Origin of the sequence: Alkalicoccus halolimnae (assembly GCF_008014775.2) — a bacterium.
In the GTDB taxonomy this organism is placed as follows: Bacteria; Bacillota; Bacilli; order Bacillales; family Salisediminibacteriaceae; genus Alkalicoccus; species Alkalicoccus halolimnae.
The window spans coordinates 923,101-946,569 of sequence record NZ_CP144914.1 but is presented as its reverse complement, the minus strand read 5'-3'; the positions used below and the strand labels follow the sequence as shown (position 1 = coordinate 946,569).

17 protein-coding genes are annotated in these 23,469 nt (G+C 43.6%); 5 read left to right on the top strand and 12 right to left on the bottom strand.

Annotation, left to right across the window (positions count from 1 at the left end):
* Positions 1–59: 59 nt before the first annotated feature.
* The 4 genes from FTX54_RS04205 to FTX54_RS04190 form a co-directional block, all read right to left on the bottom strand.
* On the bottom strand, positions 60–515 hold the full coding sequence (locus FTX54_RS04205; protein ID WP_147803307.1) for a hypothetical protein: 456 nt from the start codon (positions 513–515) through the stop codon (positions 60–62).
* A gap of 535 nt (positions 516–1,050) precedes the next feature.
* Complete coding sequence (locus tag FTX54_RS04200) at positions 1,051–1,506, bottom strand: hypothetical protein (RefSeq protein ID WP_147803308.1); 456 nt, start codon at positions 1,504–1,506, stop codon at positions 1,051–1,053.
* A gap of 621 nt (positions 1,507–2,127) precedes the next feature.
* Positions 2,128–2,532: an IDEAL domain-containing protein gene (locus FTX54_RS04195; protein WP_187254502.1), complete on the bottom strand. Its 405-nt coding sequence runs from the start codon at positions 2,530–2,532 to the stop codon at positions 2,128–2,130.
* A gap of 423 nt (positions 2,533–2,955) precedes the next feature.
* Positions 2,956–3,528, bottom strand: coding sequence for a YdeI/OmpD-associated family protein (locus tag FTX54_RS04190; protein WP_147803310.1), 573 nt, complete (start codon positions 3,526–3,528; stop codon positions 2,956–2,958).
* Positions 3,529–4,278: 750 nt separating this feature from the next.
* Between FTX54_RS04190 and FTX54_RS04185 the strand changes: the two genes are divergently transcribed.
* The 3 genes from FTX54_RS04185 (at position 4,279) to FTX54_RS04175 (ending at position 7,043) form a co-directional block, all read left to right on the top strand.
* A complete protein-coding gene (locus tag FTX54_RS04185) occupies positions 4,279–5,265 on the top strand; it encodes a LytTR family transcriptional regulator DNA-binding domain-containing protein (RefSeq protein ID WP_246125595.1) in 987 nt (328 codons plus the stop codon).
* A gap of 180 nt (positions 5,266–5,445) precedes the next feature.
* Positions 5,446–6,297 carry an ABC transporter ATP-binding protein gene (locus tag FTX54_RS04180; protein WP_147803312.1) on the top strand — a complete coding sequence of 284 codons (852 nt, stop codon included), beginning with the start codon at positions 5,446–5,448 and terminating at the stop codon, positions 6,295–6,297.
* Positions 6,294–7,043, top strand: coding sequence for an ABC transporter permease (locus FTX54_RS04175; RefSeq protein ID WP_147803313.1), 750 nt, complete (start codon positions 6,294–6,296; stop codon positions 7,041–7,043). Before FTX54_RS04180 ends, FTX54_RS04175 begins: the two co-directional genes overlap by 4 nt.
* A gap of 424 nt (positions 7,044–7,467) precedes the next feature.
* Here the strand turns inward: FTX54_RS04175 and FTX54_RS04170 are convergent, their stop codons facing one another.
* The 3 genes from FTX54_RS04170 to FTX54_RS04160 all read right to left on the bottom strand — a co-directional run bounded on the left by FTX54_RS04170 (position 7,468) and on the right by FTX54_RS04160 (position 12,966).
* A complete protein-coding gene (locus FTX54_RS04170; RefSeq protein WP_147803314.1) occupies positions 7,468–8,454 on the bottom strand; it encodes a Gfo/Idh/MocA family protein in 987 nt (328 codons plus the stop codon).
* A gap of 265 nt (positions 8,455–8,719) precedes the next feature.
* The gene (locus FTX54_RS04165) at positions 8,720–11,815 is read right to left on the bottom strand and encodes an AAA family ATPase (RefSeq protein WP_147803315.1); all 3,096 of its coding nucleotides are present in this window, start codon (positions 11,813–11,815) and stop codon (positions 8,720–8,722) included.
* Positions 11,812–12,966, bottom strand: coding sequence for an exonuclease SbcCD subunit D (locus FTX54_RS04160; RefSeq protein WP_147803316.1), 1,155 nt, complete (start codon positions 12,964–12,966; stop codon positions 11,812–11,814). Before FTX54_RS04160 ends, FTX54_RS04165 begins: the two co-directional genes overlap by 4 nt.
* Before the next feature lie 747 nt (positions 12,967–13,713).
* Here FTX54_RS04160 and FTX54_RS04155 point away from each other — a divergent pair.
* The gene (locus FTX54_RS04155; protein WP_147803317.1) at positions 13,714–14,979 is read left to right on the top strand and encodes an MFS transporter; all 1,266 of its coding nucleotides are present in this window, start codon (positions 13,714–13,716) and stop codon (positions 14,977–14,979) included.
* Between the two features lie 229 nt (positions 14,980–15,208).
* Here the strand turns inward: FTX54_RS04155 and xylE are convergent, their stop codons facing one another.
* From xylE to FTX54_RS04130, 5 genes are all read right to left on the bottom strand, one after another.
* Complete coding sequence (gene xylE / locus FTX54_RS04150) at positions 15,209–16,618, bottom strand: D-xylose transporter XylE (RefSeq protein ID WP_147803318.1); 1,410 nt, start codon at positions 16,616–16,618, stop codon at positions 15,209–15,211.
* Between the two features lie 566 nt (positions 16,619–17,184).
* Complete coding sequence (locus FTX54_RS04145) at positions 17,185–18,759, bottom strand: response regulator (RefSeq protein ID WP_147803319.1); 1,575 nt, start codon at positions 18,757–18,759, stop codon at positions 17,185–17,187.
* A 16-nt stretch (positions 18,760–18,775) separates the two neighbouring features.
* A complete protein-coding gene (locus tag FTX54_RS04140) occupies positions 18,776–20,197 on the bottom strand; it encodes a sensor histidine kinase (protein ID WP_147803320.1) in 1,422 nt (473 codons plus the stop codon).
* A complete protein-coding gene (locus tag FTX54_RS04135; RefSeq protein ID WP_147803321.1) occupies positions 20,194–21,192 on the bottom strand; it encodes a sugar-binding protein in 999 nt (332 codons plus the stop codon). The genes FTX54_RS04140 and FTX54_RS04135 overlap by 4 nt, the downstream gene beginning before the upstream one ends.
* Positions 21,193–21,505: 313 nt before the next feature.
* Positions 21,506–21,925 (bottom strand): SRPBCC domain-containing protein, encoded by a 420-nt coding sequence (locus FTX54_RS04130; RefSeq protein ID WP_147803322.1) that lies wholly within the window; start codon positions 21,923–21,925, stop codon positions 21,506–21,508.
* A gap of 93 nt (positions 21,926–22,018) precedes the next feature.
* Here FTX54_RS04130 and FTX54_RS04125 point away from each other — a divergent pair, with 93 nt between their 5' ends.
* A complete protein-coding gene (locus FTX54_RS04125; RefSeq protein WP_338485443.1) occupies positions 22,019–23,254 on the top strand; it encodes an Ltp family lipoprotein in 1,236 nt (411 codons plus the stop codon).
* Positions 23,255–23,469 lie beyond the last annotated feature (215 nt).

Here is a 23,469-nt window from a genome sequence, read left to right as displayed (position 1 = left end):
AAAACCATAGATGAATTTTTTGATAATCGGCAATCTATGGCAATAAAAATTACCCTTCCTCATAAATTATTCATCCTGATCAGCTCTCCTATATTAAAACCAACCCAATTCGCTATGATTGAAAAAGCGATGGGCGTAAAACTCAAACTTGGAGAGTTAAAATCGAGAACAACTAATAAAATGGTAAACCCGAGTGCTGCAATGCTGAGAAAGACAGCCTCTCCTATAGTTTTACGCTTCCACTGTTTTTCCCCTTTCTGCTCTCTGTCAAAATCCTGAACAAGCTGGTTCGTTGTCGTGCCGAATGCCTTTCCTGTTTTAACAGAGTAAAACATGCTTGCTGCCCACAACCATAAAAACGCGCAGCAGAGTCCTAATAAAACATCCCCTCTCCCCCCGGCCTCTATATAAAAAGCCAGTAGAACGAGCATAAAAAATACCATGATATCAATATGAAATAACCGCTTCTTTTTTAAATCCTTCACTTCCTGTATATCCCAGTTTGATTCAGCCATCTTATCCTCCCTTTCTGTAAAAGGGTTCTGTTTCTCTTTTTGATTTTCCAGTCATAAAATTTATTCCTGTAACTGGAGTGAACCAATTTAAACTCTAATGGTCATAGTCTTTCGTCGTAATTACTGATTTTTTGGCTCTGTTAAAGCTCCGTGTTGTTATTGGATTGCCTGCGGCTCTTTTTTCTTCGCTTGCCGCGGAGAAAGCCCTCAGCTCTCCCTCCCTTGCGTCCGGGAGGATCTTCCCGCTTTCTTTTTCCGCAGGCGTCTTGAAAAATCACCTTGGCACTGGTTTTTACCTTGGTATCTTCTTGATTCAACAAGCGGGGTTTCTGTATGGAAGAATCAAAACGAAGCGGAAACCGGCGGACGCCTGTGGAAAAAGGAGATTGGAAGATCCCGCAGGGCGAAGCACGAGGAAGCTGGAAAGCTCCTCCACGGCAAGCCTGCCGAGTTGAAGCGAAGTTTTCTTATATATATCAACAACAGACTTAACAGAGCTTATTTTTTAATATCGCCCCTACAGCTTCTGCCTTCTTCACAAACGGTTTATTCTGTAACTCTCTCCTATGTTATAGCCTATCCAGCTTCCGATAAATGGGAATGCGGTTGAAGAAAAACGCAGGTCTAGTGCCTCAAAGTTGAAAATAAATAAGGAAATAGTGAGGAAAAGATTAAATGTAACGAGAAAAATAGTTTCTGCTGTTCTTCTGCGCTTCCAGCTCTTTTCTCCCTTATGATCTCTATCGAAAGCCTGAACAAGCTGACTTGTTTTTGTACCGATAGTCTTTCCGGTTTTCAGCGTAAACAGCATCTGGATGATCATCATCCACATAATCACGCAGCATAACCCGAATAAGACGAGAACGGAACCACCTGACTGTATGTAATAAACGAGCAGGAAGAAAAGGATAAGCATGATGAGATTAGTATGAATTAACCGCTTCTTTTTCAAACGCTTCACTTCCTGCATATCCCATTTCGTTTCTTCCATTTTTATCTTCCTCCTTCTCAGCAGGATTTGTATTTATAACATAAAGTGCTGTTAGTTCAATAGGCAGATTCGCTTCCGTTCGCCTTGAAGAGGATTTCCGGCCGGAACTGCGTTCTGCGTAATTTTCCAATGCTTCATGCCGGCAGTTTAAAAATTTCAGTACTCGTCTTTTGTGACTATCATTACATTTCTGAATATTCCACTATTTTGCACTACTTTTTTATCCGCTTCAAGTATTTTGAAATAGTATGTGAATATTCGCATGCTTGAATCAATTACATAAGTCGCTGTAAGAAAGGGAGTTCCGAACATGGTGAATGATTTCCACTTCAGACGGACGCTTTCCGCGGGGCTCGTCTTCAACTAATTCTTCCACTGCTCGGAACCGGAAGAACGGATTTTTAGACTTCGCTAAAATCCCGTCGCAGCCGCCGTCTGCCGTTTCAGTCCTCCGACTTTATATACGAACAGTTACTTTATCTATTAATAAAATGTACGTTAAAATAACTAAAAAAGTAACAAAAAAAGCCGTCTCCCTGTTCAGGAGCACGGCCATTTTCTACAGCTTCTCTATGGGCGGATATTCCAGGTTTAAGTCTACCTCCCGGGATTTAATCTCATTTACACAGAGAGTTCCACAGGACGTTTTACAGACGCAAATTTCCGGCTGTACTGTTTCGTTTCTACCCATTTCTGTGATAGTTCGTTGAATTTACTTTTATCAGAAAGATCCAGGGCCTTGTCGATTTGGTAATGGAGATGATTGAGCTGCAGTTCAACGTCCATTTCGGATAATACTAAGCCCAGGGTGTAACAGCGGTTTAAATCATCGCAGGACATATAAAAACGGTGCTCGTTCACTTTGACGGAAACATACCATACGTCTGCTCTCTTAATCATCTGATCATTCTGAACGCTGATAATATCCTTCTGATTAATTTTCACTCTCCCTGCGTGTTTCTTATCCGGGCAGGAACAGTCTATTTGATACAGGAATGATTGTACGGCAATATAATGATCAACCATATGCACCCTCCATTTGGACGAATACTTTTTCAAGCCGTCCATTTATTTTCAAATTTAATTTCCTTTTGAACGGCAGCTCACCTTCATTTTTCTTTAATGCATTAAATACCATTTTTACCCATTTTTCTCTATCCAGTTCGCATGAAAGTTATGTCCTCTGCTTTCACGAAAAGGAAGTATAAGAACGTCATCTTGATAAAAGGGCGGATTACCATAAATCACAACACAAAACAATTGAGAACAATTATCATTTAATGATCTTATTTTATATGATAATGATTCTCAATGTCAACTATCTTTCATAAGCAGAGTAAATTGAACCAGGTACTTTTCGAATATTTCCTCCTCAAGGACTGTCGAAAGAATCAACCTGTATCCCTTCCCACAGTGGGCATCTGGGTTTCAGGCATTATCTTTGCCTGATCAATAATTGATCAGGCGGCCATTATCATTCCATTGACCGTACATTTTATTATTTCTTGTATTCTCAATAAACTTTTCCAACCTTTTATTATAGATATCCGGTTCCTTTCTATAACTCTGTATAGTATCAATTCTGATCCTTCTGTAAAGTTCGGGGAATTTCATAAAGTTCTTATATAACTGAGCGTCTTCTTTTAGGCGGTTTTCAATATGTTTATCTATAGTAAAAGATTCGTCCCGCATATCAGGGAGAATGGCGAGTCCTTCTTCTTTCATCAATCCCAGCTTATCTAATCTTCTTACTCTTTCTTTATTTAATTCTGTCCAGTTACTGTTTTTCTTTCTCGGAGAAAACCTTTGTGCCGGTTCGTTTGTGTCTGAAGTTTTCTTTGCTATCCCATCAATCCAGCCAAAACATAAAGCTTCCTCCACGGCATCCAGATACAATATGACATCTTCTTTTTCAGTCCTGCTCACTATTATCCAGCAGAATTTTTCCGTCTTTGAATTTTCCTCGAACCATTCCCTTAATTCCTGCCTCGTCTTCACTTTGATTAAATTATTAATTTCCAATTTGAACGCCTCCTTTCTGAGTTCAATACATCTGATGAATTTATTATTTATAAATTTCTCTATTGCCCGCCGTCGTTGTTTCACTCGGGACACTTACCAAGGGGCCTGTCTTCAACTGTCCCTCCCTGATGACGATCTCCGTTCAATATCAAATACCTTTCCTAATTTAACTTTTCATTTTGTTATAATTACTTATAATCCAGGATTTGTTTCGTTTGATCTTCCTTCACCTCAATAAGTTGTAACAGTTCGTATTTTTTTGCTGTGTTAAACTCAGTGGCTCTTACGCAGACTTGGTGAAAACAAGCTATATAGAGATACGTATGCCGGACAGCTGCCCCATGAGTCATGAAAAGGTCATTCTATAGGAATGGAGTTTCCCCTCTATCCAGTTCAGAATGGCCTTCCTTATCAGATCTGCTCTGTCTTTTTAACGTAAGCTGGAGAGGACATGGGGCGACTCCGTGGCGAATAAGGACGAGCTGAAGATCCACCCCGCACGACCGCAGGGAGGACGGGATTAGCTGAGACCGGTCCCGGAAAGCGTCCCCATGGAAACGATAGCGCACGTTCACCGCTTATTTACTTTATTATCAAGACAGCCATTATTTTTAATCCTTCAAAAAGCATCTTCCGTTTCGTTAACATCCCGCACAGCAAAAAATGGCTGTATTCTTCCCATGTGATTTTGATTACAATAAACCTGATGGAAACACTTAAATAAGGAAAGGCGTGCTTTGAGTGACCTTAATGACTTTAGAAAACGTCATGAAACAAGATGATAACTATACAGTCTTAAAAGATATTAATTTAATTATAAAAGAAAATTCCCAGATTGGAATTAAGATGACCAGCGAAGAAAGCCGTATTCTTATAAAGCTGATGGCCGGGAAGATCGCTCCTTCCAGCGGCCATATCAAAAAGGAAACGAACAACATATTAACGGAATTTACGGAAGATGGTTTATATGAAACCTTAACTGTCTGCAATTACTTAACTATTTTTAAAAAGATAGCTGGTTTTAAAACTTCTGTTGAAGATCTTATTGGCACATTTTCGTTATCTGATGTCTGGAAAACAAAAATCAGCAAATTAACCCTGGATCAAAAAAGGAGAGTCAGCTTATTACGAATGTCCTTATTTTCTCCAGAGTTAGTATTGATTCAAAGTCCTCTGAGCAATTCCTCGACGGATGGGATTGAATTATACTTGAAAGCCATAAAACATCTTCAGGAAAATAATACCGCTGTTTTATTTACCTCTCATTACCTTGAAGAATTATTGTTATTGAGCAGCGATATTTACCGTTACAACCGTTATAGCGGACTGGAAAAAACAGATCTCTCTGATGACCATAACCTGGTGCCGGCAGATAAAGCCGATATGGGAATGAAGCCCAGTAAAGTCTATAAAGTATCCAGCCGCTCGGCTGATAAAACTGTCTTTTTCAGCCCTGACGAAATTGATTTTATTGAAAGTGTTAACAGTGTGAGCACGATTCGAATAGGGAACGAACACTTCCCGACTGATTTAACGATGAATGAACTGGAAGAAAAGCTGACTCATTTCGGCTTCTTTCGATGCCACCGTTCTTACCTTGTTAATTTACAGCGTGTATCCGAATTAGTGAGTTATTCAAAGAACAGCTATACATTAATTCTGAAAGGAAATCCCAACGTGAAACTGCCCCTCTCACGCAGCCGTTTAGAAGAAATGCGGACATTAATTGAATTTTAACGAACATTTGAGGTTGAAATAGCATTATTTCAGTCTCTTTTTGTTACATTTGGGCTTAGTATTGTTACTGTTCAGCGGGGATTTACGACAATTTCAGTTTGTTTCTATAGAGTAGATTGTGAACAGGTTAGACAACGTCCGTTGATAACCATCACATGCGTTATAAAGGAGAGAAACTAAGTGGCAAAAAAATTAATCCAGGTGGAAAAGTTATCAAAAAAATTCAAGGATGAAGAAGCTTTAAAAGATATAAGCTTTTCTGTACACGAAGGAGAAATATTTGGATTTTTAGGTCCTTCCGGCTCAGGAAAAACAACCACGATTAAAATCTTAACCGGACAGCTGGCACCAACTTCCGGGAAAGCTTTTATTTTGGGAATACCAGTAGAAGAGATCGAAGAAAGTATTTATGAACAATTGGGAATTGTCACGGATAATAGCGGGTTATACGAGAGGCTGTCAGTCTATAATAATTTGACCGTATTTGCCAAGTTATTGAATGTGGATAAAAAGAGGATTGATTTCCTCCTCAAAAAAGTCGGTTTATTTGGAGATAAAAATAAACCTGCCCAAAATTTATCCAGAGGAATGAAACAGCGTTTAATTCTTACAAGAGCCATGCTGCATCAACCAAAAATACTTTTTTTAGATGAACCTACAAGCGGGCTCGACCCCGTTACAACAGAATCAATTCACGCCTTATTGACCGAATTAAAGGATAGCGGGACGGCCATTTTCCTGACTACTCATAATATGGATGAAGCTGCCAAACTTTGTGATAACGTAGCACTTTTAAACGAGGGGCTTATCGTGGAACATGATTCACCGAAGGCTTTAACACTTAAATATAATCAGGATAAACAGTACCAGATCCTGTTAAGGAATCAAAAAGAACATCTTTTACCCCATACTGCGGACTCATTCGCAAAAATAAATCATTGGCTGGCAAATGATGAACTCATGACGATTCACTCATGTGAACCAAATCTGGAAAAAGTATTCTTGGAAGTTACCGGGAGGGAATTAGTTTGAAACTGTCACTTAGAAAAGTTAACGCCATTTTTCAATTGAAAATAAAATTGATACTGGGTAATATGAGCATCCTTTTCTCACCGGTATTTGCTATAATTTTCGTTATCGTCATGAGAAATCTTTTGCCGGAAGTGGATGCCGGAGAAGGAGGAGCTCCGTTTTCAACAGATGGTTTTTTGCTGAGTTTTGGTCTGATTTTCAATATTGCTATAGCAGGTATATCAATGAGCAGCTCACCTATAGCGGAAGAAAAGGAAAAACATACGTTGAGAGTATTAATGACTTCGTCAGTAAACGGCATTGAATATTTCTTAGGCAGTATGATTCCAATCCTGCTCATTCTAGTCACTACCAACATATTAATTATTCCGGCAAGCGGAATTTCCTTTGGGGAAATACCCGTACTTATATATCTGATCATGACGACAGCTGCCAGCCTAATCAGCATTTTAATCGGAAATATAATTGGCATTTATGCAAAAAATCAGGCGCAGGCTACGCTCGTAAGTACGCCGATTTTAATTCTGTTAACGTCCACTCCGGTCCTCCGTATTTTCAATGAGGATTTCGCTGAAATTTTAAATTTCACGTATGGAGGAGTTTTGGCCAATCTAGCAGACTCCTTTTCATTAAACAGCGAGTATCAATGGAATCTTACAGATACCGGTGTTCTTATAGTATCTCTATTCCTTGCCTTAGGTATTTTCATTTATGCTTATAAGAAGAACGGTTTGGATAATGAATAAAATCCAATGCGTGTTTTTCTCACTTGTTGATCCATAAACCAGAGCGATGAGAAAAAGCCCTTCTTTTTGGAAGGACCGGTTATCTGTAAATGAGCAAAAGAGGCACGCCTTCCGCTATTCGAAAAGAAAGCAGAAGGCTGGTCTTTTTTACTTTTTTACTACCTTGGAAATAAAGCATTTATTATCGCTTGAACACCATTTATAGTTACAGCTTCTGTAAACAGCCGCCTTCATTTCCGTGGGGACGCAGGACCTCCCTTCCTCACTTCTAAACGGATCTTCGGCTCATTCGTTCCGAAGACTCCCTGAGCCCTCCGGCATCTTCGGAAGAAGCGGGTTGCTAAAAGGATGCGTTCAACCTTAATCGAAAGGTTTTTTCATCTATGTGAGTGCAGCAGTCCTGCAGGCTGAACCTCTTCCGCTGTTATTTGTTTTCCTGATAATACGCTTTAACGAGCTCCTCCATTACCTTATTCGTACGCATAGCCGTTTCTCCGGTACTCGGACACGCTCCTTCTCCGCGCAGCTCCTGCACAATCGTTTGAATATGATCCTGCTGAATATGTTTAGGGTGCTCAATATAAAAAGTTTCTTCACTGGACTCCGTGATAAGGGTAACCGGTTCGTCATCGAACGAGGAAAATTTTATTTCTCCTTTCGTACCGACGATGCGATTGACATCCTCATTTTTATAGGAAGAGAAGTTCCACATGCCTGTCCCTACAGCTCCGCTTTCAAATTTCCATACTCCGCTCACCGTGTCTTCAGCCGGATACGAAGCAGCCAGGTTAAGAGCCGTCCCTTTCACATCGCTTATCGGCCCCAGCAGGTAATCAAAAAGGTCTAACGTGTGAGAACCGACATCGTAAAACAGCCCTGCCCCGCTTTGATCGGGGAGAACCCGCCACGGCCATTGTCCATCTTTATCTTTTTGAACGAGCCGCTGGACCTGCTGAATCGAAGCAACCCGGACTTCGCCAATACTCCCGTTTTCTATAAGCTCTTTCACTTTTTTAAACCGCGGAAGAGATCTTCTATAATAGGCAACAAAAAGCGGAACACCGTTTTTAAGGCACACCTCTACCATGTCTGCACACTCTTCTGCATTGTTTGCCATCGGTTTCTCCACGTAAACAGGCTTTCCTGCTTCGGCAGCCATAATGGTATATTCTTTGTGTGAAGAAGGAGGAGTCGCAATGTAAACAGCATCCACTTCGTCATCATGAATCAAATCTTCTGCCTTGTCATACCATTTAGATACTCCGTGACGCTCCGCGTAATCCTTTGCCTTTTCCCCATCTCTTCTCATAACCGCTTTGAGAGAGCTGTGCTCGATCCGCTGAAAAGCCGGACCGCTTTTAACTTCAGTAACATTCCCGCAGCCTATTATTCCCCACCGTATCTCTTTCATATGATTACCTCCTGAAAATGTTTTGGTACAAGTATGTCACGCGCAACTTTTTGAATAAAAAATGCGGCAATGCAGGTCATTCACTCGATTGCTTTTCACTAAATCAAGGAAACAAATCTTTCTCATATATGTTGAAATTCAATGGTAACGAAAGCGTACCTCTATCACTTATTTACTTTATTTTCAAGGCAGCCTGCAGTTTAGCATAGCCAATTCTAAGAAACCCTCCTGATAAGGAACGGTTCCATTATCAGGAGGTTCTGTCCTAACTCAGCACAAATGTTGTTTCGCTGTGTCCTTCTTTTGACTTCTTCACTTCCAGCGTTGCGGGAATAACCTGCTTCATTTCCTGGACGTGGGAGATGACGCCGATCATTCTTCCGGACTGCTGCAGGTCGACGAGCGTATCGATCGCTTTCTGCAGCGACTCTTCGTCAAGGGAGCCGAAGCCTTCATCGATGAACATCGTTTCGATGGAAATGCCTCCTTCGTAAGACTGGATGACGTCTGCCATACCTAGAGCCAGACAAAGGGAGGCGTTGAATTTTTCCCCGCCGGATAACGTTTTAACGTCACGCATCTGGCCGGTATAGTTATCGAGGACGTCAAGACCTAGACCGCTCTGCCTTCCCCGCTTCTCGAGCCGGTCGCTCCGTATCAAGTAATACTGCCCATTGGAGAGGCGTTTCAGCCGTTCGTTTGCAGCATGGATAATCTGCTCGAGAAATTCAATCTGTAGATACCGTTCAAAACTGATCTTTTTCGAATTTTCACCTCTGACGACGTCGTAAAGGTCTTTCACGAGCTGAAATTCCTTTTCCACGTCTGCCAGTTCCATTTCCGCATCCGTGATTTTCTTCCTTCCCTGCACGGCCGTTTCCAGACAGGTTTTTGCCTTCTGAAAAGCCGTACGCGCTTCTTCCATTTCCCGATTAAGCGCGTCGAGCGTTTCTTTCAGGGTGTTTACGTCGACCCTTTCTTTGTTCTTTAACTCCTCCTGCAGATCTGCCACCTGCACCGAAACAGTATGCACTGCTTTGTGGTACTGTTCTATTTCCTGCTGCAGCGATTCCCGCACTTCTGCCGGAAGCTTCGCTTTTTTGTAAGCCTCTTCGGTGGAAAAACCGGCTTTTTCAAGTGCAATCTCATAGTCGTTTTGGATTCTCTCTTTCTTCAATTCCGCTTCTTTCACCCGCTCTTCTGCATGCTTCAGGTTCGACTGGGCCTTAAGAAACTGCTCCTGCGCCTCCTGGCGGCTTTTCTGCGCCTCTTCCCACTGCTTTTCAAGCTGCTGTTTTTTCTGTTTCGTTTCTTTTATCTGTTTCTTCAGCTGTTCCAGGGAGCGCAGCTCTTCCGGAATCGCCGTGATGCTCTGTTCGTACAGAGACTTTTCCGTTTTGAAGTCCGAGCGCAGTTCCGTCAGCCGATCTGCCGTTTTCGTTTGTTCTTCGATTTTCGCTTCCAGCGTTTTTTCTGTTTTTTGAAGGGTTTCCCGTAAAGTATCCACGGTCTCCTGATCCTTCTTCAGCTGCTCGATAACCTTTCCGAGCTTTTTCCCCTGCCGTGAAATTTCCTGAAAGTCTTCCTCTGCTTTTCCCGGCTCATAGCCGGAGTCGATGACTTCCTGCTTCTTTTCTTTTTCCTCGTTCTGAGCGGCATTTACTTTTGCCTGCGCGTTCGAATAATCCGTTTCTTTCTGCTTTTTCACGCGGCGCTTTGCTTCCAGCTCGTCTTTTGTCGGGATATCGTCTGTCAAAACGGCTTTTTCCGGATGCTCTTCGCTTCCGCATACCGGACACGGCCTGCCGTCGTGCAGGTGTTCCGAAGCAAGAATGCTTGCCTGGCCGTCGATCCACCGGGCTTCCAGTTCACCGAATGCTTTTTCTTCTTTGTCGTAGTCTGCTTTGTAAGCCGCTGTTTCTTTCCGCGCTTCTTCTTTTGCAGCCTGCTTTTTCAAGTAATCTCTTAAAACAATCGCCGCAGCTCGCATGTGTCCCTGCTTTTCTGTCTGCGATGGAAGGGATCGTACACTTTCCTCCAGCGGTTTCAGCTGTTCTGTCAGCTTCGTTTTTTCTTCTTTGGCCTGGTGGACTTCCTTCTCCCCCGCCGCGGCTTTTTCAGAGATCGTTTCTACTTCTTTTTCCAGCCGCTGAATCGTCTTTTTTCTGCCTTCAAGCTCTTCCACTGCCGGCAGCAGCGTTTCCAGGCGGTCCACTTCTTTTGTGACTTTTTCCCGGAGTTCCGTGTTTTTTTCTTCCTTTTCATAAACGGCCTGCGCTTTTTCCTGGTTTTCCACACAGCTGTGATAATAGGTTTCTGCGGTCTCCTGCTGCTTTCGCTGATTTTCACATTCTTCCCGTATTTCCACGGCCTGCTTTTCGTATAGTTCCAGCTGGCCTGCTTTCTCTGCAAGCTTCAGCTGCTCTTCCTTTACTGCGGTCTCTTCCTTCTTTTCGTCCAGCTGATTTTTTTCACGAACTTTTTCGTCCAGCAAGTCGAGCCGTTTATTTCGTTCCTGTGCCTGCAGAAACTCCGCTTCGTATTTTCTCGAGCTCTCTTCTTTCGCCTGAAATGTCTTCTGTTTGTCGTTTTGATCCTGCTCGTAGAAGGACATCTCTTCTTCCAGTCCTGCAATAATCTGGTTCGTGTTGTAGTGTTCCTGCTTGAGGACACGGAAAAAGGCCGAACCTTCTCGTTCAGGCAGTGCAGCTTTGATGTTTTCAATATGTATATCCCGCGTTTTCCGCTGCCCTTCGTACTGCTTTTGTACCTCTTTACGTTTTCCGTCCAGATGCTCGACAACTTTTTTATAAAAGCTCGTCTTGAAAATTTTCCTCAGAATCTCTTCCTTATTTTCCGTTTCCGACGTGAGCAGTTTGCGGAATTCCCCCTGCGGCAGCATCACGATCTGGCTGAACTGGTCCTTCGTTAAGCCGATAATCGACTGGATCTTTTCGTTCACCTGGGTAGCGATAAAACGATCGGTTAACGGGATTTCAGTGCCGTTTGTGATCTCGTAGAATTCATATTTTTCCCCGGTGCCGCTTTTATTTCCTTCCTTTACGTGGGGAAGCTGGCGGAACACGCGGTATGCGCGCGACTTCAGTTCGAATTCAAACTCCACCGACGTATGCAGGTCATCTTCGGCAAAGTGACTGCGCATCCCCCGGACGTCACTGCGGTCTTCTCCGCTTGCATCGCCGTAAAGCGCAAAACAGATCGCATCGAAAATCGACGTCTTGCCTGCCCCGGTTTTTCCGGAGATGACAAACAGCTTGTGTTCCTGCAACTCTTTAAAATCAATGATTTCTTGCTTTTTATACGGCCCGAAAGCGGTCATTTTTATTTTTAATGGTTTCATTTCCGCTCCCCTTCTTTCGCAGACAGCTCCTGCAGCGCTTCTTTAAATAATTGTTCGGTCGCTTCCTGCGCTTCCGATCCTCTTACTTCCTCGTAAAACGATTGAAACAAGGTGAAGTCATCCATTTTCGTGCGGTCTTTCGGCGCAGCGGCATCATTTAATGCCAGCGCAGGAAATTCTCTTTCCACGTGCATCGCATTCGGATAGACGGAGCGGATCTTTTCCATGGCTGACAATACGACCGTCTCGTCGAGTAATTTCACGAAAACGTAGTCTTCGCAGATGTCGTGCTGCAGGAGGTCTGCCATATACCCTTCGACCGAGTACATATCGCGTCGGGGCTGTAAGAACCGCTTCTCCACTTCCACTGCCCCGTGTTCATCGATTTTTACAACGAAATAGCCTTTTTTATGATTCTGTTCCGACAGGGAATATTTCAGCGGAGATCCGGCGTACTGCACTTTAGGCGTGCCCACCTGGTGCGCCTGATGCAGATGGCCGAGCGCTACGTAATTAAATCCATCCAGATAAGCGGCACTCGCCTGATCCGCTCCTCCAATGGAAAGCGGCCTTTCCGAAGTACTCGTATTTTCCTTTTCTTCCCCGTGCGAAGTGAGGAACGCATGACCGACAAAAACGTGCCGTGCTTCGGGATCTTTCGTTTCCTCTATTTTTGCAGCGATCGCGCGCAGCGCATCGTCGTGGGTTTTAATCGCTTCGTCTTCCAGCGCAAGCCGCACCTGGCTGGGGTCCGTGTAGGGCACGAGATGAAAATGCACCTCACCGGACTCATCATTGAGCGAGACCGGATCGAGCGGCAGTTTCAATTCCCCGGTAATGTGAAACCCGGACTGCCTCATCATTTCCCGTCCGAAGTGCAGACGGCTTGGACTGTCGTGGTTTCCGGAAATGGCAAGCAGCGGGATGTTTAAATCGATTGCGATCGTTTCCAGCACGCGGTTCAGCAGCTGCACGGCATCCGTCGGAGGCACCGCACGGTCATATAAATCCCCCGCAATCACGACCGCATCCGGCTTTTCGGTTTTCACCGCTTCGATAAACTGCTCGAGAATATGTTCCTGATCCTCGGTCATATAAATGCCCTGCACGAGCTTTCCTAAATGCCAGTCCGCCGTATGGAAAAATTTCATCTGGTACGCCCCTTTAACGTGATGTATTTTATGTAAGCCCGGAAACGTTCTCCTTTGTAACCGAACTTTTTGTCAGAGAATGTATGTTCTGTCGTCAGTTATACTATAACAAATCGGGAAGCGTTTTTGTAGCTCGCTTCAATGAGCAGATAAAGAAAGATTGAAGCTGCCCCTCTCCATACTACGGAAAGGAATGTTAAGACGTTTCGGAGGGTTTTTATTAGGCAGGTAAGGGCTTTTTCAGAAAAAACTACCACTGCTGCCGGACTTTCTGCAAGTTCCTTTCCTTTTCAAGTTTTTCACGGCTGTAAGCTCGTTCAAAATGCATTTTGAAAGGACTTTTCGAAAATTATCCCTTTATCGGGGGCACCGGAGTTCCTTTGGAAGAGGATTTCTGCCACCTCTGCTCTTAATTCCTCCACAGCTCTGATTTTTTGTTCCGCTTCTTCGCTTATTTCTGCCACAAATATCGATAATTCTGCCAATCACCTTTAATTTTGCTAGTTCTCTCTTTTTTTCTGCCACTTCCTCCTCTGACACCTCCCCCTTTCTTTGTGTATTTTACGTAAATAAAAAGGGAATTTCATAAGGAAGACAGAATGGGAAGTTATCAGCTGTTAAAAGAGGAAGAAGGAAGGTCTAAACTCTTCCTTACCAATCTGCTGAAAAACCGTTCTTATTGTAGGGTCTCGACCGTATATCAAAGAGTGATATATCTTCTAAAATAAGTGGAACGGATGATGCAATATGTCATACAAGAAAATCTTTGTTATCGGCTGCGGTTTCTTCGCACTCATGCTCGTCTGGACGTTTTATAATGCCTATATGCCGTTAATTCTCGGCGACTTCATAGAGAGCGCAGCGATCCGCGGCGGAATCATGGGGCTCGACAACCTTTTAGCCGTCCTGCTTATCCCGGTTATCGGAGCCTGGTCTGACCGGCTGAGGACACGAATCGGGAACCGGCTGCCTTTTCTCGTCGTCGGGATGCCCGTGGCCGCCCTCTTTTTCATATTAATTCCCTACGGCGCCATGGTCACTCTATGGGTGCTCCTCGTTGTAGATATTATTTTTCTTTTTGCGATGACCATTTACAGAGCCCCGGTAATTGCCCTGATGCCCGATCACACACCGCCTGAAAAACGATCCTCTGCGAACGGCATCATTAATTTCATGGGCGGCGTCGGCGCTATTATCGCATTGTTCGGTTTATCGGCCCTGTACGGGATTGACCGCACCTATCCGTTTATCGCAGCCGGACTGCTTTTGCTGTTATCGTTTTTGCTTCTATATATAACCGTCGACCGGAACCCGCCGTATGCAGAGCCTGCCGGAAATGATTTAAGCGGCATTCAGGAGAGCAGTCCCTCTTTTTGGAAAAGCCTGGCGAAACTGAAGGAGCAGGAGTTCCGAGGTCATCTGTTTATTTTGACCGCTATATTTATTTATTTTATCGGCTACTCCGGCGTCGAAGCGCAGTTTACCATCTATGCTGTGGAATATCTTGGAATGGAGGAAAGCAACGCCGGCTTTACACTCGGGTTTTTCAGCCTCTCCTTCGTTCTATTTGCAATACCAGCAGGACTGATCGGAAACAGGTGGGGAAAAGCACCGGTGATGCTCATCGGTCTCGTGATGCTTCCGCTCGTCTTCATCGTTATTCCGTCCGCTCCGGCTCTCAGTCAGATAATTCCCGGCATCAATGCGACGCTGCTTCTGCAGATCCTTCTTTTACTCGGCGGTGTGTTCTGGGCTTTCATAAACGTCCAGGCTTACCCGCTCGTCGCAGACCTTGGCGGCAAAAAGAAGATCGGCTACTTTACCGGCCTCTATTATTTATTTTCGATGGCGTCCTCCATCATTGCCCCCGGCTTTCTCGGACTTTTAATGGACGTATTCACCCATCCGTTCCTTTTTTACGGAGCAGCACTCAGCTTTATTATTGCGTTCTTCCTGCTTAGAAAAGGCAGTCAAATCATTAAACGTCGGAAGAACTATAACGCAGCTACGTGAAAAATCGTACTCAGGCTTTTATGCATCCTCTAAAGAAATTCGTATAGCAATGACATTTTGCAAAGACATCCTCAGAGTATCCAGGTTCTTCTTTTGAAATTACTATTAAAATTGAAAAGGCCTTTCGCCATTCTCTCTACCAGTTGACCTTCTTCTAAATAATCAGTCATATAAATAAGGGCGTCATTAAGTTTCCCCACTTAATGACGCCCTTTTTCATAAACTTTCCTTAGGCAGTTTTTCTCTTTTCATTATTTTTATTAATCAAAATAGTTTCTAATTCTTCCAATGAACGGCCCTTTGTTTCAGGAACAAACTTCCAGATGAAGAGGGCTGAAATTAAACTCATCAATCCGTAAAAGGAATACGTAAGTCCGCCGCTCAGATCCATCATAGCAGGGTACGTCGAGGAAATGAAATAGTTGGCTGCCCACTGCGCCGCTACAGCGATGGCCACAGCCTGCCCTCTGATTTTATTCGGGAAGATCTCTGAGATAAGCACCCAGACGACAGGTCCCCAGGACATCATAAACGATGCTGTGTAAATAATAATGAAAATCAATGTGCCAATTCCGATAGTGTTGGTATAGGCCATACCTGCCACACCAAACATACCGATTGTCATGCCGACAGAACCAATAATCAAAAGCGGCTTTCGACCAAATTTGTCTACCGTGAAAATTGCGATAAGGGTAAATATCACGTTAACTAATCCCATTACGATCGTCTGGAACATCGAGGCATCTCTTGCTGCTCCCATACTTTCAAAAATTCTCGGGGCATAATAAAGCGCGACGTTGATTCCGACAAACTGCTGAAAGACCGATAATAAAACCCCGATAGCAATAATCCCTTTTCCATAAGAAAATATTTTTGCTTTATTTACGTCGAAGGATTTTTTAATCTCAAACATCGTTGCTTTCACCATTGTAGGTTCGTAAATTTTTGAAAGAACGGTCTTTGCCTTCTCATCTTTATTAATAGAAATTAAATACCTTGGCGTTTCCGGAACGGTGAACAGAAGGAGCAGGAACAGTAAAGCCGGGATCGCTTCGGATAAAAACATGTAGCGCCAGCCCACATCGTTAATCCATTCCATTGTTTGTCCGCGTCCAATTCCCCAGTTAACAAAATAAACGACGAGCATACCGAAAATAATTGCAAACTGATTTAAAGAAACAAGTGTCCCTCTGATTTTAGCGGGAGCAATTTCACTTATATACATTGGTGCTACTGCGGAAGCCAGGCCGACACCAATTCCCCCCACAATCCGGTACAGGTTAAAGGTAAGCAGCAGGGCAATCGTAGGCTCTCCTCTTGTGAAAAATAACAATTCAGGAAACGCAGAGCCTACTGCTGAAACCAGGAACAACGCCGCAGCAAGAATCAAAGTTCTTTTTCGTCCAATTCTAGTGGCGAAAATCCCCGAGAGAAGCCCCCCGATAATACACCCTATCAGTGCACTGGAAACTGTCAGTCCATGGATGAGAGGACTAAGACCTAAGTTTTCCGCAAAATAAGTTTGAAGGGAACCTTCCGCTCCCGAGATCACGGCCGTATCATAACCGAATAAAAGGCCTCCAAGTGTAGCAACCAGTGTTATAGAAACGATATAAAAAATACTGTTTTTCTTCATCATATGCAGCAAAAGAGAAATAATATTCCCTTTTTTCCTCCCCTCTTAATCTTTGTTGTAACCCCTTGCATCATTCGATACACTTTGATGTCAGTCCGACTGTTCCTCCTTCCTGCAGAACCAGAAAAAGATGATTCCGTTCTCATAATTTGCTATAAGAAAGCTTAAAACGTTTTCAATACATTCAAATTATCATCTAAACACATTCCGGAAAGCGCTTTATCCTTCAATTTCTTGTGAATACCTATAAATTATTGTGAATTAAAGAAATTTTATAAATTCTTTCTATAACGAATGAATGTCATATTGGAAATCAATCTTGTAAAATCGAATAAAGTACACGACCTCCGCTGCAGCCGGATGCTTTCCCGAGGGCTTGGCTTCGGCTGAATTTCGCGAAAAAATCTTCACAAAATTGGATCTTCAGACGGCGCTTTATTCTCCCAAGAGACTCCAGTTCACTTTTCGAATGTGAACAATAGGAGGGAAATTTAAAAATATTCATCTGAAAACATCACTTAAGAAATGGATTTATACAACAAAAAAAACAGCAACATTCCATTGCTGTTTTACTTGTGATATTTACTTCGATATTCACGGGGACTCATGCCCATTTCTTTTTTAAAAGCGGTACTGAAATAGTTTGGATCTTTATATCCTACATTTAAAGCTACTTCCTTTAAAGGCATGTTTCCGTCGCGCATTAATTCAACTGCCTTTTGAATACGCGTTGTTTTCAAATAATCCATGAATGTAATCTCAAACCGTTCTTTAAATAATTTACTTAAATAGTAAGAGCTGATTCCTATTTTTTCAGCTGCCTCTTCGAGAGAAACCGCCTTATGATAGTTGCTGTCTACATATTCCTTCGCCTGCAAAAGCAGAGCCCGCATACCGTTCGCTCTCCATTCTCCCAGGTGTTCGGTAATATTTATAAGCTTTGACTTTGCGGATTCTTTGATCTGCATAGTCGTCTCCAGCTGCCCCAGCCCGACCTGAATATCCGGCTCGACTCCAAGTTCATTGAGGGAGCGGGATAACACAATGAAAAAATCCTCAATCGCTTTTTGCACGAGATTTTCCTGAAAGTCTGCCGCCTGCATGATCGATTGAAAATAGGTTTCAAACACCTGAAGCCCTCTGGCTGTATCCCCTTTCTTTACAGCTTCTACCAGTTCCCTTTCAATTTCAAAAGGGATCATTTCTTTTCGCTTCTTTTTCAACCTTTCATTATAAACCGAATAAGCAGCCCCTGGATTATTATGAACCAGCTCCAGGACGTAAATCGCTTCTTTGTAGGAGTCGGAAAACTGTTTTATATTTGTTACGACCGATCCCGCTCCGGCATAAAGCCTGCTTTTTTCTAATTTTTTCTGTACTTGATGAAGGATTTTGCGGACAAACTCCTGGCGTTTTTCTTCGTCGTCTTGTCCCTCGTCTTTAAATAATACGAGTACCGGAACTTGAAACCCGGTTAACGGCCCTGTAAAACAGTCAGGATGCTCTTCCTGCAACACGTTCTTCAGGATTTTATACCAGCTGCTTTTTTCTTCGCGATCGGGATGAAGGTCGTCGGATTCAAATGAAAACACCGCTGCGAATCCTTTTTTATCATCAAGTTCCAAACCCAGCAGTTCCTTCCATTCTCCATGCTCAAATTCGTGAACATGATCCATAATAAGAGAAACAATAAAGTCTCTTTCTACGAAAGAATGGGCTCTTTCGAGTCGACGATTCATTTGCTCTGTATCCCACTCCCGCTGCTTTTCACTTTCCAGTTCTTCCACCATGCGGTCGAAGGCTTGTAATACGTCGCTTACCTTACTCGGTTTTAATAAATATTCTTTTATGCCAAACTTCATCGCCTCTCGTGCATAATCAAACGTATCAAAAGCTGAAACCATTATAAACTTTGTTTCGGGAAGCCGGGCTGTAATTTGTCTAATCGCTTCAATCCCGTCAAATTCAGGCATTTTGATATCCATGAAGATTAAATCCGGCTTCCAGACAAGGGCACCTTCCACCGCTTCCTTTCCATTTCCGGCTTCCGCTACCACTTGAAAATTCGACCGGTTTTTATGAAGGATGAAACTGATACCTTCTCTTTCAATCGGCTCATCATCTACAAGCATTACTTTTACCACGTCTGATCCTCCTGTTTTATTTTTTGTGTAAACGGATACTGACTTTTGTACCTTCTCCCACACGTGACGAAATCGTAAATACACTGCCTTTATCAAATAATTGGAGACGCTCCTTGACGTTTTTCATGCCAATTCCCGTAGAGTGACCCGCTCCATTTGCTGAGGAAGCAGCTTCCGGTTTCTCTTCTATCTCCAACAACCGGTTTATCGTTTCCTCATTCATTCCCACCCCATTGTCGATGACATCTATACACACCATTTCGTCTTCCTGATAGATATGCAGTTGAATTTCAGCTCCCTGAGCCATGCTTTCAATTCCGTGAATAAACGCGTTTTCAACAATTGGCTGAAGCGTTAAGCAGGGAAGCGGCTCTGATAGACAATCAGAGTCAATATTTTCAATATACTCCACCCGGTCACGGAAGCGTGCTTTTTGGATGAAAAAATACTCCTGGATAATATTCACTTCATCTTTGATCGTCGTCTCCCGGTCCAGGCTGCCGATATTATAACGAAATAGGGCAGACACAGAAGAAATCAAGTCGCTTGTCCTTTCCGCGCCTTCGATATAAGATGTTTTCGAAATCGTATTTAACGTATTGAATAAAAAGTGGGGATTGATTTGATTCTGCAGGCTTTTTAATTCCATTTCTTTTAATAACTGGGCCAGCCTGGCTTTTTCTTCAATATCATTTACTGACTCGAGAATATTTCTTTTCATTTCATTAAAAGTGTTAGTCAAAAACCAGAGTTCATCTTTCCTTGAAACGACAACATCCTCTCCTGTATAACTACCGGCGGATATTTCCTGAGCGGCTTTTGTTAATCGTCCAATTGTACGAGTGATACCATTTGAAAACCAGAGTGCAAATAATATACTTAATATGATAATTGCTGTAAGGATGGTGAGACCCATTTTCTGTGTATTCTCTACTTTTTCATCGATCAACAAAGATAGTTCCTGGTAGTTTGTAAGTTCAGTGTTGATAATATCCAGCGTTGTTTCGTGAATATATTCCGAGGTCGTCTCCGCATCATTTAAATGCTGGGAGTATTCCTGGATATTCTGATTTTCCACTCCTTCCACCGTCTGTTCTGTTTGATCCACAAAGCTTGTGATCATATGCAGGACGTTCTTCTCGGAAATACCTCCGTTTTCGTTTTCTCTGAAGGTCTGCTGCAGCTGAAGAAGTTCTTCTTTATCTTCCTGATAGTTTTGCAGATTCTCAAGTAACGGTTCCTGCACAAAAATTTGCAGGGACTGAACCGTCTCGTCTGTTTCTCTGGTGATTTCGTTTAAAAGAAAGAAATTATCAACATTCTCATTGTAGAGTTCCATCACTCTCTCATTGCTTTCTTCCCTGATGAAAAACAACAGGATCAATAACACCAGGATAAACGCAAAATATATAAGCAGTTTTGTGCGGATTTTAATCATGAGGTCTCATCCTCCCGATTTGTTCCGACAGGTAAATCCGCGTTCCTTATGATCGTTACGTCTGTATGATAATCATCTTCCACTGTATTCCCTTCAATAATGGATAACATTTTCTCCACACTCTCGTATCCCATTTCAAAAGGCTGCTGGTCCACAATCGCATGAATTCCGCCGTTCTCCAGTAATTCTATGTTTTCATCGATCGCATCAAACGTAATCACATACATATCCTCTTCTTTTTCCAGAGACCTTGCTGCAGCTACGATCCCTACTCCGTTGTAGGAACTTGTGCCATAGAAAGCGGTAATGTTTTCGTTTGCAGTGAGCATATTATAAGCTTCTTCCTCCACATCTACCCGCGAAATATTTGATTCTTCCACCGCTGCTACTTCAATCCCCTCTTCCTGCTCCACAATATCGGTAAAGCCTTTTACGCGCTGCTCATGCAGAGAATTATCAAAGCTGCCCGAGAGCACCCCGACGACAGCTTCTCCGTCTGTATCTTCCACCAGCGCCTCTCCTGCTAGCTGCCCAGCCATGTAATTGTCCGTTCCTATGTAGGTGTGAGCCATGTTATCGGACGAATTAGTATCTATTGTAATGACAGGGATACCTTTTTCGACTGCCTGATTTATAAGCGGAGGAAACTGCTCATTCAACGCCTGCACAATGATACCGTCCACTTTCGACTGAACTGCCATATCAAGCAGTTTAAGCTGCTCTTCCGGATTAGAACGCTCCGGTCCTTTATATTCCACAAACACATCGTAATCTTCTTCTGCCGTCTTAGCCCCCTCTTCCACGAAACGCCAGTAGTCGTGATTCACTTCTTCCCCTATTAACGTAAAGTGATACTGCGGAATCTCTTCCCCTGAATTCACTCGCGCAGCTATTTTTGCATCCTCCGCCTGTGCCTGCTGGTAGAAATATACCGAGAAGCCGGCAGCTATAATAAAAGCAGCAATCAATATGCTGTATAACACATTCCGTTTCATAATTTCCCCCCCTCACAAAAGCAGTTCCTTCTCGAGCTCGAAACTTTCTTAAAAGAATTTTACCACATTCGTTGCCAGCAATTGGTTCTTTAAATCTACCACTGACTTTTTACTCCATCAATAAAAAAACAGTACAGCGCATGGCCTGTACTGCTTGTATTACTCTATTCCATGCCTCGAACGGGTGGAACAAGGTGCTGCTTTTCATTTCCAGCTGATTCAGGCACTCACGTATGAAGGGCTAATTTATTATTAACCACTCCCCCCATATTGCTGAAGCAGGTAACGATTAATATGAACATAATTTTTTATGCTAATGGATTAAGGATGCCCTCAGACTGGTAATACCGGATTCCAGATAAGCTTTTAAACACTTCAGCGTATAGCCCCTGCCTTCCTTCTGCCCCATCATTTTGCTTACCAGGTCCGGGTCTTCCTCTTTCAATCCCGTTTCTGTTACTTCAATAATCGTACTCCTGTCGTCCAGCTCATTGAATCTAATCGTCACAACCGTTTCATCCCCGTGTTCGGAGCCCCAGGAGAATACGATTTTCTTCCTTTCTTCTACTTCCAGTACATATATAACTCCTTCTGCGTCGTATTCCTCATACCTCAGTGTAACCGCCCTGCCTTCTCCCCACCTTTCCAAACTGGACGAAAACCAGTAATTGCCGATTTTTACCGGGTCAACGATCGCTTCAAACACCTCATCTTTGAACGGTAATTTAGTCATGCGGTAAATACATAAATATATCGCCTTATTACCTTATTTATGGAATAATAAGTATAAATGGACACTTAAAAATGACTAGGGGGTCGGAAGAATATGGATAATTTGTTTGTACTGTTATTTCTTGTTTCTGGTTTAGCCCTTTTAGTAGGCTTGATTAAACCGGGTCTTGTATTAAGGTGGATTCCAGAGAGCGAAAGAAACAGAAAAAAGGTTGCAATGTATTTCGGGTCTGCTGTCGTTGTATTTGTCATTTTAACGGGCGTAACTGCAGATCCTTCCGAAGAAATTGCTGCGGATGACAAGGAAACAGAAGTTGAGGAAGCGCCGGATCAAGAGGTGGAAGCAGAGGAAGAGGCTGCCCGCGAAGAAGCAGAACGTGAAGCTGAAGAAGAAGCTGCCCGTGAGGAAGCCGAACGTGAAGCCGAAGAAGAAGCTGCCCGTGAGGAAGCCGAACGTGAGGCCGAGGAAGAGGCTGCCCGCGAGGAAGCCGAACGCGAAGCTGAGGAAGAAGCTGCCCGTGAAGAAGCGGAACGCGAAGCTGAAGAAGAAGCTGCCCGCGAGGAAGCCGAACGCGAAGCTGAGGAAGAGGCTGCCCGTGAAGAAGCCGAACGCGAAGCTGAGGAAGAAGCTGCCCGTGAAGAAGCGGAACGCGAAGCTGAGGAAGAGGCTGCCCGCGAGGAAGCCGAACGTGAAGCTGAAGAAGAGGCTGCCCGTGAAGAAGCGGAACGCGAAGCTGAGGAAGAGGCTGCCCGCGAGGAAGCCGAACGTGAAGCTGAAGAAGAGGCTGCCCGCGAGGAAGCCGAACGCGAGGCCGAAGAAGAAGCTGCCCGTGAGGAAGCCGAACGTGAGGCCGAGGAAGAGGCTGCCCGTGAAGAAGCCGAAGAAGCAGATGACGGGGCAACTACATCCCAGCAACAAGCAGTAAGAATGGCGGAGGATTATTTAAATTATACTGCTTTTTCAAAAAGTGGACTAATCGATCAGTTAGAGTTTGAGGGGTTTGATAATGGGGATGCTGCGTACGCGGTAGAAAACATCGATGTTGACTGGAGAGCCCAGGCCGTCCTGTCAGCGGAAAGTTATATAAACTATACTGCTTTTTCGAAAAGTGGATTGGTCCAACAGCTGGAGTTTGAAGGATTTAGTAACAGCGATGCTTCGTACGCCGTAGAAAACATCGATGTCGACTGGAGAGAACAGGCCGTTCTTTCGGCTCAGAATTATCTCGATTACACTTCTTTTTCAAGATCCGGCCTGATTGAACAATTAGAATTTGAAGGCTTTAGTAACGCTGATGCGACGCATGCCGTGGATGCAGTAGGTCTTTAATAAAGGCTGCCTTGAAAATAAAGTAGATAAGCGATAGACGTGCGCTTTCGTTTCCATGGGGACGCTTTCCGGGCGGGCCGGCCTCAGCTAATTCCGTCCTCCTTTCCGTCGGACGGAATGGATCTTCGGCTCGTCCTTCATCGCCTCGGAGTCGCCCCATCTTCACTACAGCTTACGGTAAGAAATACAGACCAGGATCTGCCTTCTAATAACGA

What these genes read in the sequence shown, in the direction of transcription:
- FTX54_RS04205 (WP_147803307.1), bottom strand. Translation starts at nt 515, where the DNA reads ATGGCTGAATCAAACTGGGATATACAGGAAGTGAAGGATTTAAAAAAG.
- FTX54_RS04200 (WP_147803308.1), bottom strand. Translation starts at nt 1,506, where the DNA reads ATGGAAGAAACGAAATGGGATATGCAGGAAGTGAAGCGTTTGAAAAAG.
- FTX54_RS04195 (WP_187254502.1), bottom strand. Translation starts at nt 2,532, where the DNA reads ATGGTTGATCATTATATTGCCGTACAATCATTCCTGTATCAAATAGAC.
- FTX54_RS04185 (WP_246125595.1), top strand. Translation starts at nt 4,279, where the DNA reads ATGACTTTAGAAAACGTCATGAAACAAGATGATAACTATACAGTCTTA.
- FTX54_RS04170 (WP_147803314.1), bottom strand. Translation starts at nt 8,454, where the DNA reads ATGAAAGAGATACGGTGGGGAATAATAGGCTGCGGGAATGTTACTGAA.
- FTX54_RS04165 (WP_147803315.1), bottom strand. Translation starts at nt 11,815, where the DNA reads ATGAAACCATTAAAAATAAAAATGACCGCTTTCGGGCCGTATAAAAAG.
- FTX54_RS04160 (WP_147803316.1), bottom strand. Translation starts at nt 12,966, where the DNA reads ATGAAATTTTTCCATACGGCGGACTGGCATTTAGGAAAGCTCGTGCAG.
- FTX54_RS04155 (WP_147803317.1), top strand. Translation starts at nt 13,714, where the DNA reads ATGTCATACAAGAAAATCTTTGTTATCGGCTGCGGTTTCTTCGCACTC.
- xylE (WP_147803318.1), bottom strand. Translation starts at nt 16,618, where the DNA reads ATGATGAAGAAAAACAGTATTTTTTATATCGTTTCTATAACACTGGTT.
- FTX54_RS04140 (WP_147803320.1), bottom strand. Translation starts at nt 20,197, where the DNA reads ATGATTAAAATCCGCACAAAACTGCTTATATATTTTGCGTTTATCCTG.
- FTX54_RS04135 (WP_147803321.1), bottom strand. Translation starts at nt 21,192, where the DNA reads ATGAAACGGAATGTGTTATACAGCATATTGATTGCTGCTTTTATTATA.
- FTX54_RS04130 (WP_147803322.1), bottom strand. Translation starts at nt 21,925, where the DNA reads ATGACTAAATTACCGTTCAAAGATGAGGTGTTTGAAGCGATCGTTGAC.
- FTX54_RS04125 (WP_338485443.1), top strand. Translation starts at nt 22,019, where the DNA reads ATGGATAATTTGTTTGTACTGTTATTTCTTGTTTCTGGTTTAGCCCTT.